This window comes from Asticcacaulis sp. YBE204 (genome assembly GCF_000495855.1).
GTDB lineage: Bacteria > Pseudomonadota > Alphaproteobacteria > Caulobacterales > Caulobacteraceae > Asticcacaulis.
Genome location: NZ_AWGF01000001.1, coordinates 116,347 through 136,003, shown reverse-complemented (window position 1 = coordinate 136,003; position 19,657 = coordinate 116,347). Strand labels below are relative to the sequence as shown.

General features: G+C 60.0%; 17 protein-coding genes. 13 read left to right on the top strand and 4 right to left on the bottom strand.

Features of this window, described 5'->3' with window-relative positions; genetic code table 11:
• Positions 1-22: 22 nt before the first annotated feature.
• From AEYBE204_RS21550 to rplS, 5 genes are all read left to right on the top strand, one after another.
• The gene (locus AEYBE204_RS21550) at positions 23-271 is read left to right on the top strand and encodes a hypothetical protein (RefSeq protein ID WP_023460432.1); all 249 of its coding nucleotides are present in this window, start codon (positions 23-25) and stop codon (positions 269-271) included.
• Between the two features lie 71 nt (positions 272-342).
• The gene (locus tag AEYBE204_RS21545; RefSeq protein ID WP_023460431.1) at positions 343-846 is read left to right on the top strand and encodes a hypothetical protein; all 504 of its coding nucleotides are present in this window, start codon (positions 343-345) and stop codon (positions 844-846) included.
• A gap of 308 nt (positions 847-1,154) precedes the next feature.
• Entirely contained in the window at positions 1,155-3,500 is a 2,346-nt protein-coding gene (locus AEYBE204_RS21540) for a TonB-dependent receptor (protein WP_023460430.1), read from the top strand.
• A 160-nt stretch (positions 3,501-3,660) separates the two neighbouring features.
• The gene (gene trmD / locus AEYBE204_RS21535) at positions 3,661-4,437 is read left to right on the top strand and encodes a tRNA (guanosine(37)-N1)-methyltransferase TrmD (RefSeq protein ID WP_023460429.1); all 777 of its coding nucleotides are present in this window, start codon (positions 3,661-3,663) and stop codon (positions 4,435-4,437) included.
• Positions 4,438-4,459: 22 nt separating this feature from the next.
• Positions 4,460-4,888, top strand: coding sequence for a 50S ribosomal protein L19 (rplS, locus tag AEYBE204_RS21530; RefSeq protein ID WP_023460428.1), 429 nt, complete (start codon positions 4,460-4,462; stop codon positions 4,886-4,888).
• Positions 4,889-4,939: 51 nt separating this feature from the next.
• On the opposite strand, the gene AEYBE204_RS39300 is transcribed toward rplS, so the two are convergent.
• Entirely contained in the window at positions 4,940-5,707 is a 768-nt protein-coding gene (locus AEYBE204_RS39300; RefSeq protein ID WP_023460427.1) for a slipin family protein, read from the bottom strand.
• 377 nt (positions 5,708-6,084) lie between these two features.
• On the opposite strand from AEYBE204_RS39300, the gene AEYBE204_RS39795 reads away from it, so the two are divergent.
• Together AEYBE204_RS39795 and AEYBE204_RS21515 are read left to right on the top strand one after the other, a co-directional pair.
• Positions 6,085-6,903, top strand: coding sequence for a DUF3800 domain-containing protein (locus AEYBE204_RS39795; protein ID WP_162148388.1), 819 nt, complete (start codon positions 6,085-6,087; stop codon positions 6,901-6,903).
• Between the two features lie 291 nt (positions 6,904-7,194).
• On the top strand, positions 7,195-8,322 hold the full coding sequence (locus AEYBE204_RS21515; RefSeq protein ID WP_023460426.1) for a PQQ-dependent sugar dehydrogenase: 1,128 nt from the start codon (positions 7,195-7,197) through the stop codon (positions 8,320-8,322).
• Positions 8,323-8,387: 65 nt separating this feature from the next.
• Here the strand turns inward: AEYBE204_RS21515 and AEYBE204_RS21510 are convergent, their stop codons facing one another.
• The 3 genes from AEYBE204_RS21510 to AEYBE204_RS40180 all read right to left on the bottom strand — a co-directional run bounded on the left by AEYBE204_RS21510 (position 8,388) and on the right by AEYBE204_RS40180 (position 10,019).
• Positions 8,388-8,939 (bottom strand): hypothetical protein, encoded by a 552-nt coding sequence (locus AEYBE204_RS21510; RefSeq protein ID WP_155908174.1) that lies wholly within the window; start codon positions 8,937-8,939, stop codon positions 8,388-8,390.
• A 99-nt stretch (positions 8,940-9,038) separates the two neighbouring features.
• Entirely contained in the window at positions 9,039-9,806 is a 768-nt protein-coding gene (locus AEYBE204_RS21505; RefSeq protein WP_023460424.1) for a hypothetical protein, read from the bottom strand.
• A gap of 75 nt (positions 9,807-9,881) precedes the next feature.
• Positions 9,882-10,019: a hypothetical protein gene (locus AEYBE204_RS40180; protein WP_155908172.1), complete on the bottom strand. Its 138-nt coding sequence runs from the start codon at positions 10,017-10,019 to the stop codon at positions 9,882-9,884.
• 73 nt (positions 10,020-10,092) lie between these two features.
• On the opposite strand from AEYBE204_RS40180, the gene AEYBE204_RS21500 reads away from it, so the two are divergent.
• The 6 genes from AEYBE204_RS21500 to addA are packed head-to-tail and all read left to right on the top strand — an operon-like array spanning position 10,093 to position 19,641.
• Complete coding sequence (locus AEYBE204_RS21500) at positions 10,093-10,917, top strand: GNAT family N-acetyltransferase (protein ID WP_023460422.1); 825 nt, start codon at positions 10,093-10,095, stop codon at positions 10,915-10,917.
• Positions 10,914-11,360, top strand: a complete 447-nt coding sequence (gene tsaE, locus AEYBE204_RS21495) for a tRNA (adenosine(37)-N6)-threonylcarbamoyltransferase complex ATPase subunit type 1 TsaE (RefSeq protein WP_023460421.1) — start codon at positions 10,914-10,916, stop codon at positions 11,358-11,360. The genes AEYBE204_RS21500 and tsaE overlap by 4 nt, the downstream gene beginning before the upstream one ends.
• Positions 11,357-12,430 (top strand): N-acetylmuramate/N-acetylglucosamine kinase AmgK, encoded by a 1,074-nt coding sequence (gene amgK, locus AEYBE204_RS21490; RefSeq protein WP_023460420.1) that lies wholly within the window; start codon positions 11,357-11,359, stop codon positions 12,428-12,430. Before tsaE ends, amgK begins: the two co-directional genes overlap by 4 nt.
• Entirely contained in the window at positions 12,427-13,140 is a 714-nt protein-coding gene (gene murU / locus AEYBE204_RS21485) for an N-acetylmuramate alpha-1-phosphate uridylyltransferase MurU (protein WP_023460419.1), read from the top strand. Before amgK ends, murU begins: the two co-directional genes overlap by 4 nt.
• Entirely contained in the window at positions 13,133-16,153 is a 3,021-nt protein-coding gene (gene addB, locus AEYBE204_RS21480) for a double-strand break repair protein AddB (RefSeq protein ID WP_023460418.1), read from the top strand. Before murU ends, addB begins: the two co-directional genes overlap by 8 nt.
• A complete protein-coding gene (gene addA, locus AEYBE204_RS21475) occupies positions 16,150-19,641 on the top strand; it encodes a double-strand break repair helicase AddA (protein WP_023460417.1) in 3,492 nt (1,163 codons plus the stop codon). The genes addB and addA overlap by 4 nt, the downstream gene beginning before the upstream one ends.
• Positions 19,642-19,657 lie beyond the last annotated feature (16 nt).

Here is a 19,657-nt window from a genome sequence, read left to right as displayed (position 1 = left end):
CCTCCTGAAAAAGGAGACTGTCATGACCGATCCGAAACCGAAAATTGCGCCTGAAGACCTGCTGACCAACGAACGCGATAATGAGTCGTCCATCGGTGACCTCGATATCGATACGAATGACGCGGACGATATCAATCAGAATATCGAACCCACCAAAGAACAGGATGACGATCTGAACTTCGGTCAAGGCAAGCCTGTAGACGAAGCCGACGATCTTAACCTTGTCCGCGAGGGCGGCAAGGGTGAGGAAGACCTTGGCTACACAAGGTAATCCATGCTGAAAGCGTATTTAAGACTGGCCTCCGGCTGTGTTAGCCTCCGTGAAAATCACAGGAGGATGCCATGAAACGTTTGTTGTCGCTTGCTGCCGCTCTTACTCTGACCGCCTGCTCACCCGCGACGGAACCACCCGCGCAACCGACACAAAAACCGCCGGAATCGCCCCCCGCCGCGGTCGATCTGCCCGAAGGCGTGCGGGCGGCGGCCATCGCGGCCATTCCGGGCCTGACCATTGCGGAATTCGAGCGCAAGGAACGCGAAGGCCGCGTCTATTACGACGTCGAAGGCACCCGCCCTGACGGCTCCGAAGTCGAACTCGACCTGTTGCAGGAGGGCGAAGCTTATAAGGTTGTCGAGATTCAGCGCGATATCGACTGGACCACGGCCCCCGATCTGGTCCGAGCAACGGTGAAGGGCCTGACGCCGGTGCGCGTGATTGAGAGCACCCAGACCGACGCCTCGGTGATCTATGAACTGTTTGCCGCGGGCAAACCCGAAAAGCCGTCGCTGGAAGTGCGCTGGAAAGACGGCAAAGCCGATGTTTTGAAAGAAGAGTGGCCGCATTAGAGCGCGTCCCGATCCGGTTGGATCGGAACTGTGCTCTAATCTTTTATCTTGTCGCGCATTTGATTCCAAAAACCGTTTCACACTTTTTGGAATGCGCACTAAGCTGCGGTATCATAAGCATTAAATGCTAAGACGGCACGTGTTGGACGCGTCGCCTTAGGTTCTTTTGCCCCATTGTGGTCACCATTCGGGCGCGTGAGGCGCGAAAATAAGGCCGTCATAAAGATAAGCCTTGCACTTAATTATTGAACGTTTTAGGGAAAAGCGTTCATTTTGCCTCATCGAGGCGTTAAGAGACCCAGAAGCCTATGACCGCCTGCCGACTGCGATCCGCCACCGCCCTGTGCGGCACCCTCCTCGCCCTGATCGTGACGCCCGCCGCAGCGCAGGACGACGTCACCGAGGTGGTGGTTACGGCGCAGAAAAAGCCCGAACCTCTGGCGAAGGCCCCAATTTCCGTGGCGGTGGTGACGGGCGAGCAAATGCGCGTGGCCGGGGCCTATGACCTCAAGGACGTGCAACTTCTGACGCCGTCGCTGTTGATCACCTCGACCGCCAATGAGGCCCAGACCACGGCGCGTCTGCGTGGCGTCGGCACGGTCGGTGACAATCCGGGCCTTGAATCCTCGGTCGGTGTGGTCATCGACGGCGTGGTGCGCGCCCGCACGGCCACCGCCATGAGCGATCTGGGGCAGGTCGAGCGCGTCGAAATCCTTAAGGGGCCGCAGACCAGCCTGTTCGGCAAGGGGGCCTCGGCGGGTGTCATTCAGGTGGTCAGCAAGGCCCCGGCTTTCCAACCTGTCCAGACGCTGGAGCTAACGGCGGGTGAGCATGGCACCTACGCGGTGGATGCCTTTGTTTCGGGGCCTCTGTCCGAACGTCTGGCAGGCTCCCTGAGCCTCGTCCACCGTCAGCGCGACGGCCAGTACGACATCCATACGGGCGATGGGCCGCGCACGGATAATGAGGACGGCGACCAGAACTACTACTCGGCGCGCGGGCAATTGTTGTACATGGCGGCGGACCGGCTCAAGGTGCGTCTGATCGCCGACTATACGCAGCGTGACGAAAACTGCTGCGCCGGAACCGCCGTATCGGTCGGCGCCGCGGCGGCCTATGTGGATCAACTATCGGCCGGCGACGGCGTGGTCAAGACGCCGGACGTGCATGACCGTCAGGCTTGGCTCAATCGTTCGACGGCGCAGGACATCGTCGACATGGGCGTGTCGGTCGAAAGCGTCGTGCGCCTGAGCGACAGCGTCGAGCTTACCGCCATTACCGCCGCCCGCAGCTACGACCACAAGCAGGGTTACGATGCCGATTTCAGCGGCGCCGATATCTATTATCGCGAACCGGGCGGGGCTTTCGGCAACCGTTTCGAGACGATCAGTCAGGAGGTCCGCCTGTCGGGCGATACCGGCACGCTCGACTGGCTGGTCGGGGCCTATCTGTCGTCCGAAGACCTGACGCGCCACGATCAGTACCTCTACGGCGTCGATTTTGAGCCCTATCTCGGCCTAATATTGTCGAGCGGCACCAATATCAACCGCGTCTCGGAACTGACCGGTCTGGCGGTCGGGCAGTCCTATGTGGCGGGGCAGGGCGCGGCAGATGTCCATCGTCAGCGCGAACGCAATGCCGCGATTTTCACCAATCTCGACTGGGATATCACCTCGGACGTCTCCGCGGTGCTGGGCCTGCGCTATAACCGCCAGACCAAGACCCTTTTGTCCAGCTACGCCAATTCCGACAACGGCATCGCCTGTGCCTCGGCGCAGGCCAAGGGCTCGGCCTCGCTCGGCACCCTGTGTCAGTCCTTTTCCAACCCGGCCTTCAACCACCTCGAACTCGGTCAGAAAATGAGCGACGAGGCGGTGACCGGGACGTTCAAACTGAGCTGGCAGGCGACGGATAAGATCCTGACCTATGCCTCGGTGTCGCGCGGCTGGAAAGGCGGCGGATTCAACCTCGATCGCGAACAGACCGCGACCTATGCCGCCGATACCAATACAGCCTTCGCACCGGAAACCGTGACGGCCTATGAGGCCGGTTTCAAGGGCCGGTGGTGGAACGGGCGTCTGGCGCTCGATGCCGCCGCTTTCCATCAGAAGTTCAAGGATTTCCAGCTCAATACGTTCCTGGGGACGACCTTCCTTGTCACCTCGGTGCCGGAGCTGACCTCGCGCGGGGTCGAGGCAGAGGCACGCCTGCGCCTGCGCAATGGCTGGCGTTTCGTGACCGGGGCGACCTATGCCGAAAGCCAGTTCGGTCCGGATATCGTCAGCGGCCTGCCACGCCTGACCGATGCGCGCGCCTCGTTCGCGCCGAAATGGTCGGTGACGGCGCAGGTCGACTATAGCCGTGAGCTGTTCGGGCTCGATTTCGATGCCTCGCTCGATACGCGCTATAACTCGAACTATAATACGGGTTCCGACCTCGCGCCGATCAAGATTCAAGGCGCCTATACGCTCGCTAATGGCCGCCTGACCTTTGCCCGCAAGGATGGTTCGGTGGCGCTCGATATCTGGGGCCAGAACCTGACCGATGAGGACTATTATCAGGTCGTGTTCAGCGCGCCGATGCAGACGGGCACGTTCAATGCCTTTATGGGCCAGCCGCGTACCTTGGGCGTGACGTTGAGACTCAAGCGTTAAACTTTGCTTTCCGGGGTGTCTATGCTAAGGCCCCCCTCCGGCGCTATGCGCCACCTCCCCCGCGTGGCGGGGGAGTATTCAGCCTTCATACCTCCCCACTTGTGGGGAGGGGGACCATGAGCGCAGCGCATGGTGGTGGGGGCCTTGCAGAGCCAGCCACATGACCGAATTGCCAGAACATACCGCCTCTGAAACCCCCGCGCCTTACCGCGTCTCCGTCCTGACCATGTTCCCCGAAGCCTTTCCCGGGCCGCTGGGCGTGTCGGTGCTGGGGAATGCCGAAAAAGAATCTGGACTTTGGGCGCTTGAGCCTGTGGACATTCGCCCCTTTTCGAGCGATAAGCGCGGCTTTCTCGACGACACCCCTGCCGGAGGTGGTCCCGGTCAGGTCTTAAAGGCCGACGTGATCGCCAAGGCTTTAGATAGTTTATTGGGGGATAGTCTGGGTGAAAACGACGACCGCCCCAAGCTCTATATGAGTGCCCGCGGTCGCCCTATCACTCAGGCAAAAGTCCGCGAATGGTCGAAGGCCTCGGGCCTGATCGTTCTGTGCGGGCGGTTCGAAGGGGTGGATCAGCGCGTACTCGATGCGCGCGGGTTCGAAGAGATCAGCGTCGGCGACGCCGTCCTTGCGGGCGGAGAATCGGCGGCGATGGTGACGATCGAGGCGGTGGTGCGGCTTATTCCGGGGGTTCTCGGCGCATCGGAAAGCCTCGATACAGAGAGTTTTGAGGATGGTCTCCTCGAACATCCGCAGTACACGCGACCGCGGAATTTCGAGGGCCTCGACATCCCCGAAGTGCTGTTATCCGGCGACCATAAAAAAATGGCCGTGTGGAAGCAGCAGCAGAGAGAGGCAACCACGAAAGAACGCCGACCGGATCTCTGGGACGCGTATCTTTCCAAATCACAGGCAAAAGGCACGCCAAAGGCGTAAGCCTCACTATCGGAGTACTATCATGAACCTGCTTCAGCAAATCGAAGCCGAAGAAGTCGCCAAGCTGCGCGAAGGCAAGACCTTTCCCGCCTTCCAACCGGGCGACACCGTCCGCGTCAACGTGAAGATCAAGGAAGGCGACCGCGAGCGCGTCCAGGCCTATGAAGGCGTTGTGATCGCCCGCGCTGGCACCGGCATCAACGAAACCTTCACCGTCCGCAAGATCTCGTTCGGCGAAGGCGTCGAGCGTAAGTTCCCGCTGCTTCTGCCGGCCATCGAGTCGATCGAAGTCAAGCGTCGCGGCGTCGTGCGTCGCGCCAAGCTGTACTATCTGCGCGACCGTCGCGGCAAGTCGGCCCGGATCATCGAGCGTTCGCAAAACTCGACCCGCGGCTCAAAGGGCGACGAACTGCGCGCTCAACTGGCCGCCACGGACACGACGGAAGGCTAAGCCTTTCAAACGTCTGAATATGAAACCCCGCTGGTCGCCAGCGGGGTTTTTTTATTTCTTTTTCGGTTTGGGCGTCAGGGACAACCCCTGCTCGGCGCTATAGGTGATGGTGTTGCCACCCTTCGACAGGGCCTGAATCAGCCGCGCTTGCAACAGCATCGGATTGTCACTGTAGAGCCGCGCCGAATTGGCGAGGCTGCGCAGGACGGCCTGTTCGCCGCGTGCCTGTTCGATCTGGCGCTGGGCATCCTTTTGCGCCTCAAGCACTCCGGCAAAGGCGCGTTTCAGGTGCGGCGGCAAAAGGACATCGCGGACGGCGAAGTCGCTTAAGGTCAGACCTAGCGCCGTGCCGTGTGGCATTAGCACGGCGGTCAGGCGTTCATCCAGTTCGCCTTTCTGTGCCAGCAAATCCTCCAGCGTCAGTTCGGCCACGGCACGGCGCAGCTCGATTTGCGCCAGATTATGCAGGCTGGCGTGGAAGGATTCGTGCGCGGTGGTGGCGGTATAGGCATCGCTGATCTGATAAAATCCGGCCAGAGTCAGGCGGATATTGACGTTGTCGCGCGTCAGGATATCCTGACCGGGCAGGACGATCAGGCGTTTGCGTGTATCGACGATCTCTATGAACTGAGTGCGCGGGTGCCAGGTGTGAATCCCGGCCTCCAGCCGTTTCACGAAGACGCCCTTCTCGTACAAAAGACCGCACTGATAGGCATAGACGGTCATCCGCTGATAGCGCGAATTGAGCCACAGGGCACCGATCAGAACGGCGACGAGGATGACGAAGGTAATGACGGCGGGTGGCTCGATGTTTGTCATGATCTTAAAATCAAAAAGCTGAAACCTTGCGGGACCGGCGTCGCGAACGGCGGGGGAGGCGCAAAACCTTCAGGCCCGATTGTCCGCTTTGTGACACCGGCCCGCAAGGCGGGGGATGCAACCAAAATGCAGAGCACCCCTGATTTATACCGTCACATCGGCGATCTATAATTATCCGGACGGCCTTTATTCAGAGGCGCGAACGGACAATGGAAGGCGGCGCGTTTAAGGTCAAGTTACGACACCTGTGAAGGTGACACGGCGAAGTTTTATGCCCTCATTTGGTGAAGCTCCGCATTAATAATGGGTTTTTCCTTGACGTAGCCTGCGAAACTCTTTTGAGTTCATTTCAGAAATACACGTTAAGGTCTCTTTTTTTGAATAAGCCGACATTTATTGCATACATAGATGAAGCTGGTGACGAAGGTTTTGGAAAGCTAAAGGCTTCTCCCGGAGCAAGCGGTCAATCTGCTTGGCTTATCTTAGGTGCATGTATTGTGCGTTCAGAAAATGATATATTTCTCCCTAAATGGCGAGATGAGATATTATCAAGCTTCAATGGAAGCAAAGCAAAAGATCTTCATTTTAGAAATTTAAAGCATGACCAAAAAGTAGTCGCTTGTCAGATTTTGTCTGGTAAGAAAATTGGTATATGCCTTGTCGCGTCAAATAAAATTACGATAGCTGATCACCCAAAAAGAGAAATTTTTAAAAAACCTCAACATTTATATAATTATTTGGTTAGATTTTTGTTAGAAAGAATAACCAATGCGTGCGCATATGCGGCAAAGAAAAGCAAAATAGACTCTTGCTCGATCAAGATTGTTTTTTCGAGGAGAGGTGGTACAAATTACCAAGTAATGAAAGATTACCTTGCGTTAATAAGAGATGGAAAGGAGAAAATATATTCAAACTATAAAATTGATTGGTCAATTTTAGACATAGATTCCATTGAAGTGGAAAATCACTCTAAAAGAGCGGGTTTGCAAATTGCAGATGTCGTGACAAGTGCAATGTTTTGCGCTATTGAGCCAAATGCGTACGGCAATTTTGAGCCGAGGTATGCTAATTTATTGCAAGGCAAATACATAAAATCAAAGGGAAAAATTTTAAATTTTGGCGTTACTCTTATTCCACCGTTAGGAAAAAATCCTATTTGTAACGAGCGCCGCAACTTTTTACTTCAATTAAAATGAGGGTGGCGAGCCCCTGGCTCCTGATACACATCGCAGTGGATGCTGCCGCCGTAAGGCAACTCGGAGTTTAACCCAGCGCTTGCTCGCCAATAACAATAATAGCGAATCTGGTACGTTTTGCAAGAGTCAATTGAACAAAAAGGGAACATACGTGCTCTTTTTGTGAAAAATGGAATAAAAATTTTTCACTGAATCAAAAAAGTCACGTTGTTGATTTTTGAAGTGGTAGATTTTTTAATCGGCATTTAAATTGGCGATGACAATATCCAGCACCATAAAAAGAGAGACGCCATGAACCGTCGCGATGCCCTTCTGTCCGGTCTGGCCCTGACCGCCCTGATGTCGACCCCCGCCTGCGCCCAGACCAAGCCCTCGACCTCGGCCGAAGGTTATGACGCAACGGTGTTTGCCGAAGGTATCGAACAGCCCTGGGGCATCGCCTTTTTGCCGGACGGGCGGTTACTGGTGACCGAAAAAGCCGGGACGCTGAAACTGATCAGCGCCGATGGCAAGTCGGCACAGGTAGTTACCGGGACGCCTGAGGTGGTCGATTACGGTCAGGCCGGTCTGCTCGACGTGGCCATTGACCCGAAGTTCAGCGAAAATGGTCTCGTCTATCTGAGCTTTTCCGAGCCGGGTGAAGGCGACACGGCCGGGACGGCGATTGCGCGCGGCAAGCTGGAAGGTACGGCCCTGACCGGCACGAAAGTCATCTGGCAGCAGAGCCCGAAGGTCGAGGGGCCGAACCACTGGGGCTCACGTCTGGCCTTCTCGAAGGACGGGCAATACCTGTTCGCGACCCTGGGCGAACGCGCCTCTTATCGCAGCAAGGTGCAGGACCTCGGTACGACCTTCGGCAAGACGATCCGCATCAAGCCGGACGGTTCCATCCCGGCTGATAATCCGTTCGTGAAAACCGCAGGTGCCAAGCCGGAAATCTGGTCCTATGGCCACCGCAACATGCAGGGCGGTACGATCCACCCGGTAAGCGGCGAGTTCTGGACCAACGAGCACGGGCCTCAGGGCGGCGACGAGATCAACATCGCCCGTGCCGGCAAGAACTATGGCTGGCCGCTGGTCACCTATGGCGAGGAATATGGCGGCGGCGTCATTGGCACCAAGCAAAAGGCGGGTATGGAAGAGCCCCTGCACTACTGGGTGCCGTCAATCGCGCCGTCGGGCATGTGGTTTTACGACGGTCCGCACAAGGCGTGGCAGGGCAAGCTGTTCATCGGCTCGCTCAAGTTCAAGTATCTCGACATGATCACGCTGGATGGTGAGAAGGTTGTCAAGGAAGAGAAACTCCTGACCGAGTTCAAGGAACGGGTCCGCGACGTGGTCATGGGGCCGGATGGCGCGCTCTATGTAGCGTTCGATAATGCCGAAGGACGTATCGTTCGGATTGTCCCCAAAGGCTGACTTTAGTTGTCGCGCATCTGATCCAAAAATCCCAGATAGTGTCATGGGCACTTTTTGGGATGCGCTTAAAACGCGCCCGCTTCGATGCGGAAATCGTTGGTCAGCAGAGTGCCGCAATCGGGCCGGTCGCCGAGGCAGATAATCGCCATCGAGCCCTTGGGGACGAGAAGCACACCGTAGAACAGCTTGCCGCCGTTTACCTCGACGTGCCAGACGGCCATCTTGACCGGCTGCGGCCCATTGAGCGTGATCACCTCGCGACCGGTGATGGCCGTAACGTCCTTGGCGATGGCCAGGTCGTCGGCGGAGCCCGGCGTGATCATCTGCTGCACCGCGGCGTCGAGCTGGTCGGCAGGGATAGGCGTCTCGGCCTTGCCGCGCGAGACATTGAAATAGTATTTACCGTCGGACGAGTCCCACATGAAGGTCCGGGTGCCGTCCTCGTTTTGCGCGGTTTCGCCGGTCACCGGGGTGCGGAAGCTATACCAGCCGTCAGGGTCGGCAAACTTCATGCGATTGCCGTCGAGCACCATCTCACCCTTGACGGAATCCGCCAAAGCCATCGGTGATTCGATCAGGCTTAACGCAACCAATACCAATCCGACTAACCGTTTCATGGATTTACCCCAGCCTGTTCGATCCAAGCATGCCCGTTTTAATGCGCTGCGGTAAACCCCTGTTCAGGGGTAGTCGCCCGCCTTGCAGCCTTTGTAAGCTTACAACGCATCCGGGCCGTAATTGGCGACCGAGGCCGCCGCTTCGCTGGCCGCGGTCCCCGCTTCCGGTAATTTCTGTTCGACCATCGGCGTCGCGGGAACCATCGTCTTTTCGGTCAGGGTGGCCGGAGCGTGCAGATCGTCGCGGACATAGTGATACATGCGCTCATCCGAACAGGCGCAGATCTTGATATGCTCGGTCCCATCGCGCCAGATGACCAGCGGGTAGCGGATCGGCACACCATTATTGGCTAGCAGCGGTTCCAATTGTGCAATGAAGTCGCGGCTGGCGCCGACCACCGCCGTGCGCGCCAGATCACCGTCGGCGGGGCGGAAAGTGGGTTGCCACGCCTCTTCCGACGCCGCACGCCATTGGCGATAAAGGGGGTACGACCGGTTAAGCCAGATTTCGGCGATGGTCGAACGTTCGGTCGGCGTCGTCTTGGTCTTGCCTTCGACATCGATGGGGGCGAAGGGAATGATGCGGATATCGGCAGAGATCGCCTCGAATTTCGGCAGTTCCTGCTCTTCCCACACCTTGCACGAGGCGCAGTTGCGGTAGGTGATGACCCACATTTCCGGGCCTTCCTTGCCGGACGCGGCAAAGCCCGACGATTCCAGCAGCGTCTGGATTTCCTTCTGGTTCTGGGTCACCGTGATCGGGCTCCAGCGGATGAAGAAATTCCAGTAGGCCCAATAGCCGATGCCGCCCAGAACCGTCACGGTCAGCAGGATCAGGATCGCGTACAGAATATGTTTTTTGGTCATGCGGCCAGATGCCCCTCTTGAACACCGCACTATAAGCGCGAACGAGGGCCACTGTTAAGGCTTTGGTTAACGATTTCAGCCGCCGAGCAGGGCGAGCGCGCCGATTATAGTCCCGGTGAGGGCGGCAAACCACAAAAGACCGTACCACAGGGGCGATTTGATCTGTCGCCGGTCGAGACTTTTGTTCGGATTATGCGGGTCGGTCGAGGCCATGCGCTTCGATAGCAGCAATTTTCACGGGAGAAAACACACTTGATCCGTGAACGAACACGGGCATGATCGCCCCATGCATATCGTCGAGGAACTGATTGAGGAACGCGCGCCGAAACTGGTAACTTCGGCGGCATGGCCGCTGGTTAAGCCGTTGCTCTACGGCCTGCTGGGCTACGGCAAGGCGGTCGGTATGGCGGACGCCATCGCGGAAATGTCGGGTGAGGCGGCGCTGGACTATGTATCGCGGCTTCTGTCGCTCGATGTGGTGGTTCGTTCTATCGAGCGCATTCCGAAAACCGGGCGCTGCGTGGTGCTGTGCAATCACCCGACCGGTATTGCCGACGGCGTGGCGGTTTACGACACCCTTAGGCGGGTGCGCGACGACGCCATCTTCTTTGCCAATGCCGACGCCCTGCGCGTCAGCCCGCGCCTGAGCGAAGTCATTATCCCCGTCGAATGGGTCGAGGCCAAGCGCACGCGGGAAAAGACCCGCGCCACGCTGGTGGCGGCGCGTGACGCCTTTGAGTCTGAGCGTTGTGTCGTCCTGTTCCCTGCCGGACGGCTGGCGCGACGCGATGCGCAGGGCCGCCTGAGCGATCCACCCTGGGCGACGACCGCGGTGTCGCTGGCGCAGAAATATCAGGCGCCGATCGTGCCGATCCACGTGGCCGGGCCCAATTCGGTATGGTTCCATACCTTCAACCGTTTTTCGCCGGAACTGCGCGATATTACCCTGTTTCATGAATTGCTCAACAAGGCCGGAAAGCGGTTCGACCTGACGGTAGGGCCGGTTTTGCCGCCGGACAAACTCGATATGGAAACCGGCTTGCTGTGTAACCGTCTCAAGGCCTATATCGAGCGCGACCTGTGCAACGATCCGGATAAGGCAGCCCTGTGAGCGACATCTTTCTCAAAGACGAGGCAGAGACCATCGCCTACGGCGCATGGCTGGCCGACCAGTTGAACGCGGGCGATGTCGTCTATCTGCTCGGCGATCTGGGGGCGGGGAAATCGACCCTCGCGCGCGGTCTGATTCGCGCCCTGACCTCACCCGACGAAGACGTGCCGTCGCCGACCTTTACCCTGGTGCAGACCTACGAAGGCCGTGATGTCGATATCGCGCATTTCGATCTCTACCGCCTGACCGATCCGGAAGAGGTTCACGAGGTGGGCCTGTTTGAACTGGCCGACAGCCATATCTGCCTGATCGAATGGCCGCAAAGGCTGGCTCATTTGGGCTTTGACGCACCGTGGGTGGTGCGCCTAAAACAGCAGACCAACGATCAGGGGGAGACGGGCCGCGTGGTCAACCTGACGCGGCCTGAGGATGGAAAAATATGAGTCGTGAGGATTTACGCGTTCGGTTTTTGCAGCAGGCGGGTTTGAGCGACTGGCGGCGCGACGCCTTGCCGGGCGATGCCTCGACGCGGCGCTACGAGCGGCTGGTACACACGGACGGTTCGACCCTGATGCTGATGGATCAGGCCCCGGCGCTGGAGTCGCAACCGTGCCCCCCCGATGCCACCGAGGCCGAGCGCAAAGCCCTGGGTTACAACGCTTCGGCGCGTCTGGCGGCAGGAAAGATCGAGGCCTTTGTCGGGGCGGCGACCTATCTGTCCGAACACGGATTATCGGCGCCTAAGCTGCGCGATTTCGATGCGCAAAACGGCTTTCTGATCCTCGAAGATCTTGGCGACGGTCTGTTCGCGCGCCTGATCGAAGGCGGTGAGCCGGAAGCGCCACTCTATCTGGAGGCCGTGGCGGCTCTGGCAAAGCTGCATGAGGTGACGCCGCCCGCAGACGTGGCCGGGTGGCCCCTTTTGACCTATGACGCGCTGGCTCTGAAAACAGGTGTCGACCTGTTTGTCGAGTGGTATCCCAAATATGACGCCTCGGTGGTGCTGTCGGATCATGCCGCGGCCGATTGGGCGGCTTTGTGGGCGCCCTTGCAGCAACGCGCGGCGACGGGCGCGACAGTGTTTATCCATCGTGATTATCACGCCGAAAACCTGCTCTGGCTGAAGGATCGCGAGGGCGTGGCGCGCGTCGGGATGATCGATTTTCAGGACTGCCTGAAGGGTCACCCGAGCTGGGATCTGCATTCCCTGCTTCAGGATGCGCGGCGCGATGTCTCGCCGGAACTGGAAGTGCTGTGCCTGGATCACTATTTCAGTCTGCGGTCAGATGTCGACCGGGACGCCTTCATGCAGAACTACACCGCGCTGGCGGCGATGAACGAGGCGCGCATTCTGGGTATCTTCGCCCGACTGGTGACTCGCGATGCCAAGCCGCGTTATGAGGGCTTCATGCCGCGCATGTGGCGGCATCTGAGCCGTAATCTGAACGCGCCGGGAATGGAAAACTTGCGGGCTTGGTTTATGACGAACGGTTTTGAAGGAAAGCTATCGTGATCCGTACCGCATTGGTATTGGCGGCCGGGCTAGGCACGCGCATGCGGCCCCTGACCGACGACCGCTCCAAGGCCCTTGTCGAGGTTAGCGGACGGGCGCTCATCGATCATATGATCGACCGGCTGAAAAGCGCAGGCGTTGAACGGTTTGTGGTCAATGTCCACTATTTCGCTGATCGTCTCGAGGCACATCTGAGAGACCGCCACGACGTCGAGATCGTCATTTCCGACGAGCGCAATAAGCTGCTGGAAACCGGCGGCGGGCTCAAAAAGGCGCGGCCCTTGCTCGGTGATAGCCCCATTCTGGTCGCCAATATCGATAGCGTCTGGATCGAGGACGGCGGTGCCGATACAGCGATCCGTAATCTGATCGACGGCTGGGATTCGGAGCGCATGGACGCCCGGCTATTGTTGGCCGATATGGGTCGGTCGTCGGGCTTCGACGGGGCGGGGGATTTCTTCCTGTCCGATGACGGACGATTGACCTTCCGCGGCGACGCGAAGGCCGCGCCATTCAACTATATGGGCGTCCATATCACCAAGCCCGGCATCGCCGACAACGTGCCGGACGATGCCTTTTCCCTGACGCCGATTTGGCGCGCCAAGGCCGCCGAAGGGCGCTTGTTCGGCACACGGATGAGCGGCGACTGGATGCACGTCGGCGATCCGACCGCGCGCGACGCCGCAGACCAGAGGTTGGCCCGTGGCTAAGACAGACCTGTTCGTCCATGCAGCGCCGCGGTGGTTTTCGATCCCCTCCGGGCGACCGTTTCTGGACGATCTGGCGCGCGGCCTGTGCGAGGCTCTGGGGGATGAACTGTCGTCCGCGCAAATCCTGACACCGACGCGACGCGGCGCGCGGGTCATGGCGCGGGCCTTTACCGATCAGTGCCGCGAAGGCGCTCTGTTGCTGCCGCAGGTGCGCGCCATCGGCGATCTCGATGAAGGCGAACCGCCGTTCGATCTCGAATATCTGGCCCTCGATCTGCCACCCGCCCTGTCGCCGACGCGGCGGCGGTTCGAACTGGCCAGACTGGTGCGCGCCCATTTCGAATCGAGTCAGCCGCTCAATGCCCGGACGGCGCTGGAACTGGCCGATGCCCTGAGCGGCTTTTTCGACTCGCTGGCGCTTGAAGAAATCGATGCCGGGCCGAAACTGGAACGTCTGGTCCATGACCCCGACAAGACGCACGGCGCGCTGGAAGCCTGGGCCGAGCACTGGCAGATTTCGGCGCGCTTTTTGTCGATCGTAGTGGATATGTGGCCGCGCCGTTTGCATGACCTCGGCCTGATGGACCCCAGCCAACGACAGGCCAAACTGATCCGCAAACTGGCCGACACTATCGAAAGGCACCCGCCTGAAACGCCGTTGCTGCTGGTAGGGTCGACCGGGACGGCACCGTCCATGGCCGACCTGATGGGGGTCATCAGCAAGCTGCCTCAGGGCGCGGTCATCCTGCCGGGGCTCGACGCGTCGCTGGCCGATGATGTGTGGGCGCAGATCGAGGATTCGCACCCTCAGGGTGCCATGAAACGCCTGCTGGATCGCCACGGTGTTTCACGTGAAAACGTGCGGACCTGGCCAGCGTCGGGCGAGGCCGATCGCGCGCGTCTGGCGCGGCGCCGCCTGATCAACGAAGCCCTGCGTCCTGCCGAAGCGACCAAGGACTGGCGCGCTCAGATCGAAGCGCTCAAGGCGGGATCAACGACGGCGATCACCGACGGCCTCAAAGGGCTCAACCATCTGGAAGGTCGCAACGACGAAGAGGTAGCGGCGGTGATCGCGCTGCTGATGCGCGAGGCTTTAGAGACACCGGACCAGACCGTCGCCCTTATCACCCCCGATATTACTCTGTCGCGGCGGGTGTCGGCGCGCCTGTCGCGTTGGGGACTGGCGGCGGATTCATCGGCGGGCGAGTCGCTAATCCACTCACAGGCGGGCCGCTTTTTTCACGATCTGATCGACCTGTCGCTTGATCCGATCGATCCGGTAAGCCTGCTCAGTCTGTTGCGCAACCCCGTGTCGAAATATGCTGACCATCCGCACCTCGACGAGCTCGATATGAAAGGTTTCCGGGGAGCAAAACCCAAGGATTTCGCAGAAGTACGCGCGCGTCTGGTCGCTGCCGAACGCTTCGAAGCGGCGGCGCTTTGGGAAAGCTATATTTCGCTGATCGCGTCCGATGAATCTGAAAAAACAGACCTGTCTGACTATGTACGCGCCCTAACGCGACGCGCGGAAGCTCTGGCGGCGGACGACGGGCAGGTTTTGTGGCAAGGGGCTGCCGGTGCTGCCTTGTCCGGCCTCGTCTCGGACCTGCTGAACGAGGGCGTGGGCTATGGTGTCGAAGATGCGCAGGTCTTCGCCGATATCCTGCGCCGGGCGCTGCGCACCGCCACGGTGCGAACGGGGGGACACACCCATCCGCGCCTGTCGATTTTGGGGGCCATTGAAGCGCGGATGTTCTCGGCTGACCGGGTCATACTGGCCGGTCTCGAAGAAGGGGTATGGCCTCAGGCCGCCGAAATCGATCCGTTTCTGTCGCGGCCGATGCGCAGGGCTTTGGGCCTGCCCTCGCCCGAACGACGCACCGGCCTGTCGGCGCACGACTTCGTTCAAGCCGCCTGCGGACCCGATGTCTGGCTGATCACACGCAGTCGCCGCGAAGGCGAACCGCAGGTGCAATCGCGCTGGCTGTGGCGGTTGGAAACCCTGGTCGGCGGTGCGGGCGAACACCTTCCCGGCGACACGAAGTGGCTAGACTATGCCCGACGCATGGATGCGGCTCTAACCCCCGTGCCGGACAGTCTGAAACCGGCAGCACGGCCCAATCCGGCACCGCCCGTTGCCGTCCGCCCCTTGCAGCTTTCGGTCACGCGGGTCGAGACTCTGGAACGCGATCCCTATGCCGTCTATGCCAGCCACATCCTGAAACTGAGACCGCTCGACCGGCCCAATGAACCGTTCGAGGCCCTGCGTCGCGGTACGGCCATCCACGCCGTGGCTGAAGCTTTCGCACAAGCCGATACGCCGCTCGGCGCTGCGGGTGAGGCCCTGTTCTGTGAGATGCTGGAGGCGCAATTGCGCGCCGAAAACCTCAGCGAGGCGCAACTGGCCTTGCAGCGTCCCCTCTTCCCCGATCTGGCGCGTGAATTCGTCAGGTTCGAAGCCGGACGGCGCGAAGCCAAACCGCGCCTGCTGATCGAGCGCGAGGGCAGACTGGGCTTTACCATACCGCGCGGCGATTTCGTCCTCACCGCCAAGGCCGACCGCGTCGAGGTGCATGATCGCGGCATGGACGTGCTCGATTTCAAGACGGGTCAACCGCCGTCGCCCAAGGCCGTACTGGGCGGGTTTTACCCGCAACTTACCCTGACGGCGGCGATTCTGAAATACGGCACCTTCGACGGGCTGGAGGACGTTCATCGCACCAAGGGGCTGGGGACGCTCAGCTATGTCCGCCTGTCGCAGGACGCAGTGAAAGAGCGGATCGTTCACGATAAGAAAAACCCTCTGACGACGGACGAAATGGCCGACAAGGCGCTGATTCGGCTCAAGCAGCGCGTATCGCAATACGAAAACCCGTCGCAGGGCTATGTCTCGTGGCGCGCGCCGCAGTTCCGACTGGAGCGTGGCGGCGACTATGATCAGCTGGCGCGACTCTACGAATGGCACGTGCTGGGCGACAAAGACGTGGGCGATACGCGCGAGGACGACGAATGAACCCGCAAAATGCCGCCGCCGATCCGGAGGTTTCCTGTTTCCTGACCGCCAATGCCGGGTCGGGCAAGACCTCGACCCTGGTCAACCGCGTGGCGCGACTGCTGCTGCGCGGCGCGAAGCCGGAACATATTCTTTGCGTCACCTACACAAAAGCTGCCGCCGCCGAAATGCAGGGGCGTTTATACGAACGACTGGGCGGCTGGGCGGTGGCCGAGGACGTCAAACTGGCCGAACAGTTGGTCGCCATCGATGAAAACCCCGCCGATCTGTCGAAGGCGCGGGCGCTGTTTGCGCGGGCGCTGGAAACGCCAGGTGGGCTGAAGATCCAGACCATCCACGCCTTTTGCGAAAAACTGCTGCGACGGTTTCCGCTCGAAGCGGGCCTGAGTCCGTCGTTTCAGGTCCTTGACGATCTGGTGGCGAAGGATCTGGCGCAACAGGCGCTCGATGCGGTCCTGACCCTGCCGGATGCAGCCTATCGCGACCGGTTGATCCGTCAACTGAAGGCGCAGAAGTTCGAGCAGCTTCTGGGGCAGTTTATTCATCAGCACGACAAGATCGCCGATCAGCTGACGCGCCTGCAAGCCGAGGCTGGCAATATACCGCTCAGTATCTATGTTTTCCAGTGTTTGGGACTGGACGCGCCCGCAACCCCGGACATGGTCGTTGATCGGTTTGCGGAAAACCTTGACTGGGACGAAGTGGCCGAACTGGCGCGGTCTCTGGCCACCATCAGCACCAAGGGCAATCAGGAATTGTCGGTCACCCTGCTGAGCCTGCGCGAGGCCGTTCTGAACGGCAATCCGTTCGATTTCGATGCGATGTACAGGATTTTCTACACCGGGACGCACGGGCCGCGCAAAGAGCTGTGCTCTACCAAAAGCGCGCAATGCGACCGCGACTGGCTCGATCGGACGCGCGTGCGGTTCGCCGAGGTGGTGGCCCAGCGCAAGGCCGCGGAAACGGCGATGAACACGCTCGATGCCCTGCGGCTGTTCACCGATTTCAGCGACATCTATCAGACGCTGAAACGCCAGACCGGCGCGCTCGATTTTCAGGATCTGATCGGACGGACCAAACGTCTGTTGGCGGAGGGTTCGATGTCGCAGTGGGTGCTGTTCAAGATGGATGGCGGGTTGGAACACGTTCTGGTCGACGAAGGACAGGATACGTCCGCCGATCAGTGGGATATCGTCAAGGCCCTGACCGAAGAGTTTTTCGCGGGCGAAGGCTCGATCTCGTCGCTGGCCAATGCCGACCGCACAGTATTTGCCGTGGGCGATGAAAAGCAGTCGATCTATGGCTTTCAGGGCGCCAAGCCCGATCTTTTCTTAGGGATGCGGCACTATTACCAGCTACGCGCGGAATCGGCAGGTAAGCCCTTCGTCGTCCCGCAACTGGTGCAAAGCTGGCGCTCCCTGCCGCAGGTGCTGGGGGCGGTGGATGCGGTGTTCGATCAGCCCGATCTTTCTGAAGCGCTGAATTTTACGGCGGAAAAGATCATCCACGAGGCCAAACGCGAAGAACGAGCCGCTACGGTCGAACTATGGCCGCCGGTCTTCCCGCTACCTGTACCCGACCACGTAGACGACGACGCCGATATCGAGCCGGTCGATGCCTCCGCGGCGGCCCCGGCCAAGCGCCTGGCGCAACAACTGGCTTTTCATATCCGCGCGGAAATCGATCTGGGGCGCAGCGTTATCGACAAGGGTACACGCTCCGCGCGGGCGATGCATGCGGGCGATGTGCTCATTCTGGTGCGTAAGCGCGATGCCCTGTTCGAGCACATCATCCGTGAGCTGAAAATCGCCGGAGTCGCGGTGTCCGGTGCGGATCGGCTCAAACTGGGCGACCATATCGCTTTTCAGGACCTGCGCGCCCTGATGCGTTTTTGCCTGCAACCGACGGACAGTCTGTCCCTGGCCTGTGTCCTGCGCAGTCCTCTGTGCGACCTCAGTGAAGACGATCTCTACGATCTGGCGCGAACGCCGGACACGCGCCTGTGGCAGGCGTTAGGGCGGCGCGCAAGCGAGAACCCGCGCTTTTCCGCCGCGCGGAATTTTCTGGGCTGGGTGTTGAGCGAAGCGCCGGACCGCACGGCCTTCGACCTGTTGGGGCGCATTCTCAATCGCCGCGATCCAGAAGGCCGCACTCAGCGCCAGCGTTTCATCACGCGTTTGGGCGTCGAATGCGAGGACGTGCTGGACGAGACGCTCAATCTGGCGCTCAAAGGCGAGGGCGTCGGCGATATCGGCGTCATCACCTTCCTCAATCTGTGCGAATTCAACGCGTCGGAAATCAAGCGCGAGCAGGAAGAAGGCGGCGACCGCGTGCGGGTCATGACCGTACACGGATCGAAGGGCCTGGAAGCGCCGTGGGTCATTCTGCCGATGTCGCCGGGGTTCAAATCGACGCAAAAGGACGATCTGCTGGTCCTGTCGGACGAGGCCGATATCTTCCTGTCGTCGCGCGGCAAACACTTCGATCCGGAGGCGGTCACGCAGATCAAGACCGCCCGCAGCGATCGCGAGGCGAAAGAGGGGTTACGCCTGTTCTACGTGGCCCTGACGCGGGCGCGCGACCGCCTGACCCTGTGCGGCTATCGCGGCAAGACCTCGCCCAACGGTCTGTTTCCCGACTGGTACGATCTGGCGGCGGACGGTTTTGCACGACTGCCCGATGTGGTGGCCTTCGATATGGAAACGCGGGTCGATTTCGGAGTGGCTAAGGATGCCGAAGCGACGGACGGCACGCAGGTGCTGGTCTATGGTCAGCGGTCGGAATCGATGACCGCCGAGGCACGGGCGATCCCACAGACGGAACCCTTGCCGGCCTTTATCACGGCCTCGCCGACCGATGATCCGGAAACGGACATTATCTGGCGCTCCGTATCGCAACTGAGCGACGACGACCGGACGCAAACCGATCGCGCACCGTCGCCGCTGGCCGGGCGGCCCGGTCTGGGCCGTTTCGGGCGCGGCATCAAGATTCACAAGCTGTTTGAAATCCTGCCCGAAATGCCCGTCGAGCGTCGCAAGATCGTGGCGACGCAATGGCTGGCCAAGCAACCGGACCTCGACGATGCCCAGCGCGAGGAAATCCAGGCGGCCGTGTTCGGGGTGTTGAACGACGCGCGCTTTGCCGAGGCCTTCGGCCCCAAGTCGCGACCGGAAGTCGCTCTGGCGGGGCGAATTGGCACGAATGCGCAGGGCGATGCCGTCTTCATGTCGGGACGAATCGACCGGCTGGTTGTCGAGGACGACCGCGTACTGGTCATCGATTACAAATCGAATCGCCCGGCACCGGACTCGGCGGAACATGCCGCGGTTGATTATCAGCGTCAGATGGCGGGCTATGTGGCACTGCTGCGACAAATCTATCCGGAAAAACGCATTGAAGCGGCGCTTTTGTGGACGGACGGGCCGAAACTGACGCCCTTAAGCGAGACTTTAGTAAATCTCAGGCTGGCGGAAATCGGCGGCCATTGATTTCTTATCGCGTCTT

Coding starts and splice junctions, on each gene's coding strand:
- AEYBE204_RS21550 (WP_023460432.1), top strand. CDS start 23: ATGACCGATCCGAAACCGAAAATTGCGCCTGAAGACCTGCTGACCAAC.
- AEYBE204_RS21540 (WP_023460430.1), top strand. CDS start 1,155: ATGACCGCCTGCCGACTGCGATCCGCCACCGCCCTGTGCGGCACCCTC.
- rplS (WP_023460428.1), top strand. CDS start 4,460: ATGAACCTGCTTCAGCAAATCGAAGCCGAAGAAGTCGCCAAGCTGCGC.
- AEYBE204_RS21510 (WP_155908174.1), bottom strand. CDS start 8,939: ATGAAACGGTTAGTCGGATTGGTATTGGTTGCGTTAAGCCTGATCGAA.
- AEYBE204_RS21515 (WP_023460426.1), top strand. CDS start 7,195: ATGAACCGTCGCGATGCCCTTCTGTCCGGTCTGGCCCTGACCGCCCTG.
- AEYBE204_RS21505 (WP_023460424.1), bottom strand. CDS start 9,806: ATGACCAAAAAACATATTCTGTACGCGATCCTGATCCTGCTGACCGTG.
- amgK (WP_023460420.1), top strand. CDS start 11,357: ATGAGTCGTGAGGATTTACGCGTTCGGTTTTTGCAGCAGGCGGGTTTG.
- AEYBE204_RS40180 (WP_155908172.1), bottom strand. CDS start 10,019: ATGGCCTCGACCGACCCGCATAATCCGAACAAAAGTCTCGACCGGCGA.
- trmD (WP_023460429.1), top strand. CDS start 3,661: ATGACCGAATTGCCAGAACATACCGCCTCTGAAACCCCCGCGCCTTAC.
- AEYBE204_RS39300 (WP_023460427.1), bottom strand. CDS start 5,707: ATGACAAACATCGAGCCACCCGCCGTCATTACCTTCGTCATCCTCGTC.
- AEYBE204_RS21545 (WP_023460431.1), top strand. CDS start 343: ATGAAACGTTTGTTGTCGCTTGCTGCCGCTCTTACTCTGACCGCCTGC.
- AEYBE204_RS21500 (WP_023460422.1), top strand. CDS start 10,093: ATGCATATCGTCGAGGAACTGATTGAGGAACGCGCGCCGAAACTGGTA.
- addA (WP_023460417.1), top strand. CDS start 16,150: ATGAACCCGCAAAATGCCGCCGCCGATCCGGAGGTTTCCTGTTTCCTG.